Here is an 8,983-nt window from a genome sequence, read left to right on the forward strand (position 1 = left end):
ATTTCTTGTTTTAAAACGGCTTAATAAGTTTGGCTCTTTTGGAGGATGCCTAAACCTATTAAGCCTATTATTTTATACTAGTATCTTGGGTTTTGTTTCAAATTTGGATTTAAGTCTATATCCCTTTGTGGTATAGGATATAGCTCGTGTTTCCCAACTTCAAAGTTTGTAAAATCAGCATCTCTGCTTGCTAATGCAGGCCCTAAGTCTCCCCATCTTAATAAATCTGCCCAACGCCAGCCTTCTCCTGCTAATTCCACAATACGCTCGTGTTTAAGCTGGGTTAAGAATTGTGTTTGATTTAAACTTGGCTTGGCAACAGATAAAGGTGCTAAACCTGCTCTTTGTCTAACCCTATCTACCAAAGGATAAGCCTCTGATGTTCTGTTCAAACCATTTAAACATTCTGCCTGCATCAATAAAACATCGGCAAAACGTATTAATCTGTAATTGTTTGGAGATCTAAAACCTTCTTGATCTTTCCAATGGTCGTTCAATAATTTTCTAAACCAAACGCCATTAGCATCAGGGCCATTGCCATAACGGTCTGCAAAGCTTCTTCCATAAACCATGGTTGCTTGCGGACCAGCAGGGTCTGTAAAGTTATAAATGAATGAAGCTGCTAAACGTGGGTCTCTTTGCCCAGTGGTAGTTTGCTCTTGTAAAAATTCATCTATTAACCATCTACGGGCTCCACCATCAGAAAAACCAACTCCCGGAGGGGCAAAAAACTGAGCAATAGAAGTTCCCGTGTTATTAACACGACTTTCATCTACATCATCATCTGTATTTTCTGCCAGATTTTCATTAAACTGAATTTCAAAAACAGACTCCTCATTGTTTTCTCTGCTGATGATAAAGTTGTCTCTGTAATTGGTGGTTAAACGATAAATAGCAGCGCCAGGGCCTGTAATTAACCAATCAAAAGCGTTAAAAGCTAATTGATACTGCTTTTGTTGTAAATGCGTTTTGCCCAATAAAGCATAAGCTGCGCCTCTGGTTGCTCTTCCTAAATCATCTCCGCTGTAAGAAAGTGGTAAATCTGGAATAGCCTCGTTTAAATCTTTAGCAACTTGTGCATAAGCCTCTGCTGTAGTAGCATTAGGCGGTACATCTGTTGGTTGCGATGGTGTTAGTAATAATGGTGGGTTACCAAAGTATAAAGTTAAGTTGAAATAGAAAAGTGCTCTTAGGAACTTCGCTTCCGCTATTACTCTTTTCTTTAGTGTTTCATCCATCTGTATGTTTGGAACATTAGCAATAACCTGATTAGCTCTAAAAACACCAACAAATAAGGTTTCCCATGTTAAAGAAGTTAAACCGTCATTATAATTGGTTTGGTTAAAACGCATCAGGTTGTTTAGGCCCCCGTCTCCTCCAGAACCAAAACCTTCATCAGATTTTAATATGCCGTGATAATAAATCCAACGAGAATAAAGTCCGGGTGTTCTATAAAAAGTACCATAAGCAGCATTTACACCTCTAACAGCATCATCGGCATTTCGCCAGAAACTGGCAATGGTTGGTGCATTAGGGTTAACTTCATTAAAATCTCTTTTACATCCCGAGAGGACTATAAGAGCTAATGTTAATATCGTGATATATTTTTTCATGATTTTCTTTTTAAAGGTTCGAGATTAAAAGCCCACACTTAAACCAAATGATAAAATTCTTGATGATGGGTAATTTCCGTTATCTACACCAGGCTGCAGGTTTACATCGGCACCAACAACATCAGGGTCTAAACCTTGGTAATTGGTAATGGTAAAGAGGTTTTGCCCACTTAGGTAAACTCTGGCATTGCCAATTTTTGCCTTTTCAAGAAATTTAGTAGGGATATTATAACCCAGCTCGATATTACGTAACCTCAAGAAAGAGCCATCTTCAATCCATCTATCAGAATCTCCTCTGGCATTTTCATTTATACCTCTATCATTAGGTGCAAATTGATAGCCTAATCTTGGGAAGCTGGTATTGGTATTAGAAGGTGTCCATGGGTTAATATCTCTTCTGTAATTAGCATTACCATAGCTATCTAAATCCCTTAAAACATCATTATACAATTTATGACCAAAAGCACCATAAAACTGCATGCTTAAACTAAAGTTTTTGTAAGCCGAGTTAAATTGTAAGCCTGTGGTAAACTTAGGGAAAGGCGAACCTGCAAATACCCTGTCAAACTCATTGATATCATCATTTGTTCCGCCATCTACAGCATTAACATAGCGGATATCGCCTGGCTTAGCATAAGCACTTTGCGCTCTGTGAGCATCTATCTCTGCTTGATTTTGGAAGATACCATCGGTTTTTAATACATAATACTCGCCTATAGACCGACCTACCTGAGTACGTGTAACGCCTGATGGAATATAAGCTCTAGGTAAACCCGTAGCTAAATCTATCCCCAGATTTCCAAGTTCTAACACTTTATTTCTGATGAAACTAAGGTTTGCCGCAACATCCCATTTGAATGCTCCACTTAATTTTGGACGATAGCCCAACTCAAACTCTAAACCTTTATTTTCTATAGAGCCAATATTTACAATAGGGTCTCCCTGTAAGTTTCCTAAATATTGTGGCAATGGCTGTCCTACCAACACATCTCTTGATACCGAACGGAATGCATCAATAGCTACCCTAAAACGGTTATCAAATAGTGCCGCATCTATACCAAAGTTGGTGGTTTCTTTCTCTTCCCATCTTAAATCTTCAAAAACCAATCTGGCTTGGGTAGCACCCGGAAAAACTTGTTGATTTGGACCAAATACTACACTTGGAGCCTGGTTTAAGAAGCCTGTAAATTGGTAAGCACCTAAAGTGTTAACCCCTAATATACCATAAGAACCTCTTAATTTTAAATCAGAAATCCAATCTACTTTAAAGAAATCTTCCTCAGATAACCTCCATGCTAAAGCCACAGAAGGGAAATAACCTGTTCTAAATCTTTCAGAAAATCTAGAATCTTTATCAGCCCTAAAGGTAAATGTAGCTAGGTAACGGTCATCGTAATTATAATTTAACCTACCTAAAACAGAATTAAGTAAAAATTTGGTTAAACCACCAGATGAATTTCTATCGCCAGGGACACCACTAGTAGAATTTAAAGTAGTGAAATAATTACCTCCAAATTGAGATAGTCTTAAACCGCTACCCAAAGTATTATCTATCTGGGTTGTTTGCTCGGTATAACCTACTACCCCATTAAAACGGTGTTTCTTAATGTTATAGTTAAAATTAAGCGTGTGCTCAAACAAATAGCTTAAAAATTGGGATCTGTTATCTGTTAAGCTGCTAAAATCTGGAGATTGATTTTGATACCAAGAGCCATCTCTTCTTACCGCTTTTGATTTATCAAAGCTGGTTTCTAAACCTGCATTAAATTTATAGGTTAGGCCATCTAAAATCTTATACTCTAAAAAAGCATTACCTAACAACTTAACAAAGTTGCTATTTACTGAAGTAATATTAGCTATTGCTACCTGGTTACGAGAAAAGGTATTGATATTTCCATTGTCTCCATAGCCCCATCCGCCCGGGTTGTTGGCGCTTATCAAACTATTGCTTCTAACAGGTATTAAAGGCACACTAGACCACATATCATACCAGGGGTTACCCTCTGCAAAACCTCCCTGAAAAGGAGCATTTACATTAGAGCTTGATAAAGCGAAGTTTTCCCCAAATTTGAATTTCCCTTTAGTTGATTCTGTATTGATACGAAGTGATTTTCTATCAAAATCACGAGCTATTAATGTTCCTTCGTCTTTGAAATATCCAGCAGATATCAAATAAGAAGATGTTGCCGAACCTCCAGAAATACTAGCATTAAAATCTTGAACGGCACCTGTTTGTAAGAGCTCATTTGCCCAATCTGTATCTATACTACCATTGTAATTGGCCACCCCCGGTTGTAATGGAATTCCAGAATTGGTATAAGCTCTGGCATTGGTAGCTGCATACTCTGCACCATTCATCATATCATACTTTTTAGGTATTTGTGAGATACTATATCTTGAGCTTACAGAAATTTTTGGCGTACCTTCTTTACCTTTTTTAGTTGTGATGATGATGACCCCGTTACCTGCTCTAGAACCATAAATAGCTGCTGCTGATGCATCTTTTAATATTTGTATATCAGCAATATCATTAGGGTTAACGGTAGTATTTGGGTCTGCAAACATTCCATCTATTACATAAAGCGGACTTGCATTACCAAAAGTTGCTAAACCTCTGATGTTAACCACTGCTTCTTGCCCTGGTGCACCACCATTTCTAACCGCAACACCTGGTGATAGGCCTTGTAATGCCTCTGGCATAGAACGAGCTACTAATTTTTCTGTATTATCTGTATCAATAGATGTTGAAGCACCGGTTACATCTCTTTTTCTGATGGTTTGATAACCAATAACTACCACCTCTTGTAAAGCTTTCACATCTTCTTCTAAAGTGATATTGATGCTTGCTCTGCCATTAACAGCAATTTCCTGACTTAAAAAGCCTAAATAAGAAAAAACAAGAACCGCATTGTTATCAGGAACGTTAATGCTATAATTTCCATTTGCATCTGAAACCGCCCCTACATTGGTATTTTTAATTTTAATACTTACCCCCGGTAATGGCAAACCAGCTTTATCAACTATTTTACCCTTTACATTTGTGTTTTGTATAATTACTTTGTTTGAAATTTTATTCGTTGCAAAAATTGGATAACATCCAAAAGAAACGAGACCTGCAACAAGTGCAAGTTTAAGAGGCCATTTTAGCCTATACGTATCATTAAAAATTATTAGTACTTTTATTAATCTCATCATTGGTTTATTAATTTTATGATTAGTTTATTGTTTAAATAAGAGAAAGTAAAATATAATGTTTATTAAGCCCTCCTTTCTTAAGTTATAAAATAATTGGTTACTGCCATCAGCTATTTGGGATTTTACCTGATTTGCTTAAACCAAAGGACGCTTACTTAAAGCTTTAAGGCTATAAAATTTGTGTCTATTTTTGTAAAAATTGATGATATATATGGTTTAATCTCAAAATATGAAAAACTAGAGTGTATATCTTCTATAAAGCTATAGGTAAAAAACACCTCTTATATTTAATCTAAGCTTTTAAACTCCACCAAAATCCTAAAACCACCAAGCCTAAGAAAATCATAGCCAGTAGGATTAAGGTAAAACTCCCTTTCCTTTCCACTTCCTTTTCTAATGATTTATGAGTTGTTTTCTTTAACAACTCTTGTTCTTGTTGTTGGACTTTAACCGTACTGCTTTGCTGTTGATGGACGGCTTGTGTTAAACTGTCTTTGCTATTGCTTTTATAAACTTTTACTTTGATATAGCCCGGTTGCTGCTGCAAGCCACTGTCTGGATGCCAATAAAAGAGTTCGTCCATTTCTAAAACCACACCTTCTTTTACTTGCTGTAGTGTTGCGTTTATCGTATTGCTTTGGCTTTGCAGGCTATCTTTTAAACTACTAGCCTGTTTGGTCTTTTCCAGTGCTGTGATGAGCTGCTGATACCTGGATTTCTGACTGGAACAGGCTGTTAATACAAGCATGACCCATAGGTAAAGCATTTTTTTCATCTATCTTCCCTCCTTGCTGTTGCCCAATCTGCAACGGCGTATAAAGTACGTTTTAGCCTGCGTTTACGGTAAACCCCATCACCTTCTCTACTTCCTACTTCATTGGTATTCCCTTCAACCGTGATGATGATACTATCGCCCCAAGCATCTATAAAACCACAATGGGCAATGCGTTTTTTGGAAACGTACCAGATACCAAAAACATCTCCTGCCTGTGGCTGTATCTTTTCTTGCTGCCAAGTGTTCTTCCAAATGATACGCTTTTGAGGTAATAATGCCGGACTCCATGCAGTCTGTGGATTGCTGATCCCTGCTTTGCCTAAGCACCAGCTTACAAAGGCGGCACACCAAGGTGCCCCTTTGCTATGGCCTGTATATTGGAGGTAGCTTTCTACCCGGCTACCGTCGTTACGGTTGCTTTTTTCTCTGGTACCTATTTCTTGGCTGTAGATGTTTTTGAGCCTTATTCTGCTTGCTGATCCTATTCCTGCTTTTACAAAATGGCTATGAGTGTGCAGATAAAGCCATAGAGAAGTAATAAATAAAAGCTTAAGTAGATGATGATTTTTTGACATGAGGATAGATGGTTAAAGTGTGTATGAAATTGTTCTTTGGAGAAATTGCCCAATACCGGCCAGATATTTTCAATTAGCCACCAAGTAAGTGCTTTAAAAAGCAGGAAAGCCAAAATAGCTACTAAAATAGCACTGAGGATGCCTGCATCTAGTGGGGCTGCTGTTTCGTCTACCAAGCGTAGCCATACAGGTGCTATAACAAATAACATCAAGCTGATGATGATACTCAGGTGTTCCTTTTTTAGAGGCGGAATCCTTAGAGCCCGGCTCCGTTTTTGAATATGTGTCATGGTCATCATAGTGCTTAGTTTAGGTAATGGTTTGTGTTTTGTGCAGCATCTGTTTCCCAATCGTCATGGTGGATGCTAAAGGGTAAGGGAAGTGAATAAATACGAATCCTATAGCCAGGGTTTTTACCTAATAATGCTGCACAAGAATAATCATAGGCATAGGTTACCAGCAAACTCAATAGTTTTGCTTTCAATTGCTTTAAGCATGATTTTTCTATGCCATGTTTTGATAGAAGGTGTAATTTTAGCTTTGCGCTTTTCTGTTGTAGCAATACCTCTATATCTTTCTTTTGCAATAGGTGCATTTGTAAAGCATAATACCAACATTTGAAGGTATGATGTTCTGTTTCTAAAAATGTTCTCAATAGGGCTGCTGCTTTTCGGTGTTGCCCTGCTAGGTGCAGTTGTATTTCTTCTTTGCCTTTTTTATAGTATAGGCGCTTCATTTGAAGATAAGTGAGTGTTTTATATGACATATTTTTCTTTTGTTTAAATGAATAAATCAAATTAAAACAGGGTACTTATTGGGTACCCTGTTTATTTTTAATGTTTAAGCTATCAGGATATTTCCTGCATACTTGCTGTTAGCGATCTCTTTTCCATTTTCAGAAATCCAGCCTACATATACATGCACCTCTTTGGTGCTATAATCGGCCGGTAAATCAAAAACGTAAGTGGTAGCTAATCTTGTTGCTTCGCCAATCACATAAATAGCTTCTGCCAGCTCAGGACAAAATGCAACTACAATTAACTGATCCTCCGGCTTGGCTTTTCCTCTACCGCTATTGTTCTGCCACTCCAGATTTAGCTTAGCTGCCGTTACTGATGTTGCCAACAAGCCTTCTACCTGAGGTAAATCTCCACGACTTAACATCACCATCGTGTAATCAATCTCCAGGTTTGGTGTTTCTCCTGTTAAGGCATTCTTCAAGTTGTAAGAGGTGGCACTATTAAAGCCTGTTTTCCCATTTGCATAGTTTTTAAAGCCTATCTCTAGCAAAGGCTTCATCGGTTTCAGAAAGCCATTCACCAAAGCAAACCTGGCTTGTTGCTCTAGCTGCTTGTCTGTAGCATTGGCATTGCCTCGTCTTCTGGTTAGGCTACGCATGTAGCTGATTCCACGCCATGAGGAACCTATCACTGTTCCTACTTTTCCGGTAAAGGCACCTAATATGCCCTGTAAATATTTTCCCATAATCTTATTTTTTTAAGGGTTAAACCATTCTGCAAAAGCTTCTTGTGTAGCGCTACCTGTCTTTTGTCTGCTCCAAAGGTGCTGGCTTGTTTAACTAATGTCAATGCCATCAGCCTATTTTGCCGGATTTTGCCGTCAGTTGCCGTCAGATGCCGGATTTTGCCAGTCTTTTTGCACACTTCTTCGAGACCTCTTCGGGACTTGTTCGGGAAATAGGGGTCTTTTCCCGAACAACGCTCGAATCTGTCTGGGAGAAGACCCCTGTCTGGTAGCTTAATTTTTGATACCTATGGCGATCTTTCTAAAAGTGCCTCCACGTGTTTGACATTAAAGAATAGCTTACCGCCAACAAGTTTATAGGATAGCATCTGGTTTTTCCGGAGGTTAAATAGTGTACGCTCGCTAATTTTAAGCAATTGTAGCACCTCTTGCTTATCCATCCATTGCTCTTGTAAACCTTTTTCGGTGTTTGTTTTGGCTACTCGCTTTTTTTGTTGTAATTGAAGTAGAATCTGAACCAGTACTTCTAAGCGTTCTCTTTCAAAATTATGCTTTAGCTGCTCTTGAATGCCTTTGTCTATACTTTGTAGTATTTTCTCTAAGCGGTATATTTTTGTCAATAAAACTTCAAACATAAGCGAAGCATTTAAGAAGCATTGGTTTGCTAGTGGTCAAAGAAAGGCTAACTGAAAAGGGCGTTGTGTTAGAGTGCTGATGATATGCACCCATGGTCATGATGTTTATCATAATGGTGATTGGTCGCTACAGTAATAGCGATGTCATAGGAAAGGGATTGCTGCAAGCAATATTTTTCTAAAATAAAAAATAGTTATTTAAAAAGGAAATACTCTAAAAGTATAAAGTAAAAAGTTAAAAGTAAAAAGACCTAAATATGAGGTAGTTTATAGAACAAAGTGAGTCTGTAATCTTATTTTTTGATTTACTTGGAGGTTATTTTTTTCTTGTGCTCGTTTGCAACGAGTGCTTAACATAGTGTGGTGATTGTATCGTTTTTTAACCATAAGGACGCAAAGAGCAATGAACTGGGTGGTCATGGTGATTTGTTTTAATCTTTTCGATTGTAGTGGTTTAACGGCAAAGATTTTTTAATGTTTTAACCGCAGAGGGCGCAGAGGACACCGAGCTGGGTGGCTACTTGAAAGCTGTAGACTTTTTTTTGAGATGTTTCACTTTGTTCAACAAGGCGGAAAGGGAAGGTTGCAGCATGCTCTCCAACCAGTCATGCTGTATGAAAAGATATAGTAATTTGTAAAGCGAGGAACAAAGATCCTCTTGTAGTACATAAAGAGATGACCTATATGAAGGGATAGCCTTGCATG

General features: G+C 38.0%; 8 protein-coding genes. All 8 read right to left on the reverse strand.

All coding sequences use genetic code 11. From position 1 onward, the window contains the following. Positions 1-77: 77 nt before the first annotated feature. Complete coding sequence (locus B2745_RS05590; RefSeq protein ID WP_304064284.1) at positions 78-1,613, reverse strand: RagB/SusD family nutrient uptake outer membrane protein; 1,536 nt, start codon at positions 1,611-1,613, stop codon at positions 78-80. A 24-nt stretch (positions 1,614-1,637) separates the two neighbouring features. Continuing rightward, a complete protein-coding gene (locus B2745_RS05595; RefSeq protein WP_304064285.1) occupies positions 1,638-4,808 on the reverse strand; it encodes a SusC/RagA family TonB-linked outer membrane protein in 3,171 nt (1,056 codons plus the stop codon). Positions 4,809-5,100: 292 nt separating this feature from the next. Further along, positions 5,101-5,556 (reverse strand): hypothetical protein, encoded by a 456-nt coding sequence (locus B2745_RS05600; RefSeq protein WP_304064286.1) that lies wholly within the window; start codon positions 5,554-5,556, stop codon positions 5,101-5,103. Positions 5,557-5,579: 23 nt separating this feature from the next. Further along, positions 5,580-6,158: a CHAP domain-containing protein gene (locus B2745_RS05605; RefSeq protein ID WP_304064287.1), complete on the reverse strand. Its 579-nt coding sequence runs from the start codon at positions 6,156-6,158 to the stop codon at positions 5,580-5,582. After that, positions 6,077-6,448, reverse strand: coding sequence for a hypothetical protein (locus tag B2745_RS05610; protein ID WP_304064288.1), 372 nt, complete (start codon positions 6,446-6,448; stop codon positions 6,077-6,079). Before B2745_RS05610 ends, B2745_RS05605 begins: the two co-directional genes overlap by 82 nt. A 14-nt stretch (positions 6,449-6,462) precedes the next feature. Beyond that, complete coding sequence (locus B2745_RS05615; protein WP_304064289.1) at positions 6,463-6,924, reverse strand: hypothetical protein; 462 nt, start codon at positions 6,922-6,924, stop codon at positions 6,463-6,465. Between the two features lie 74 nt (positions 6,925-6,998). Further along, positions 6,999-7,643, reverse strand: a complete 645-nt coding sequence (locus tag B2745_RS05620) for a DUF6266 family protein (protein WP_304064290.1) — start codon at positions 7,641-7,643, stop codon at positions 6,999-7,001. 287 nt (positions 7,644-7,930) lie between these two features. After that, positions 7,931-8,278: a helix-turn-helix domain-containing protein gene (locus B2745_RS05625; RefSeq protein ID WP_304064291.1), complete on the reverse strand. Its 348-nt coding sequence runs from the start codon at positions 8,276-8,278 to the stop codon at positions 7,931-7,933. Between the last annotated feature and the right edge of the window lie 705 nt (positions 8,279-8,983).

Origin of the sequence: Pedobacter glucosidilyticus (assembly GCF_002483235.1) — a bacterium.
Taxonomy (GTDB): domain Bacteria; phylum Bacteroidota; class Bacteroidia; order Sphingobacteriales; family Sphingobacteriaceae; genus Pseudopedobacter; species Pseudopedobacter glucosidilyticum_B.

Bases quoted from the DNA above. Each gene is read 5' to 3' on its own strand.
- B2745_RS05625 (WP_304064291.1), bottom strand. From the start codon at position 8,278: ATGTTTGAAGTTTTATTGACAAAAATATACCGCTTAGAGAAAATACTA.
- B2745_RS05620 (WP_304064290.1), bottom strand. From the start codon at position 7,643: ATGGGAAAATATTTACAGGGCATATTAGGTGCCTTTACCGGAAAAGTA.
- B2745_RS05595 (WP_304064285.1), bottom strand. From the start codon at position 4,808: ATGATGAGATTAATAAAAGTACTAATAATTTTTAATGATACGTATAGG.
- B2745_RS05590 (WP_304064284.1), bottom strand. From the start codon at position 1,613: ATGAAAAAATATATCACGATATTAACATTAGCTCTTATAGTCCTCTCG.
- B2745_RS05610 (WP_304064288.1), bottom strand. From the start codon at position 6,448: ATGACACATATTCAAAAACGGAGCCGGGCTCTAAGGATTCCGCCTCTA.
- B2745_RS05615 (WP_304064289.1), bottom strand. From the start codon at position 6,924: ATGTCATATAAAACACTCACTTATCTTCAAATGAAGCGCCTATACTAT.
- B2745_RS05605 (WP_304064287.1), bottom strand. From the start codon at position 6,158: ATGTCAAAAAATCATCATCTACTTAAGCTTTTATTTATTACTTCTCTA.
- B2745_RS05600 (WP_304064286.1), bottom strand. From the start codon at position 5,556: ATGCTTGTATTAACAGCCTGTTCCAGTCAGAAATCCAGGTATCAGCAG.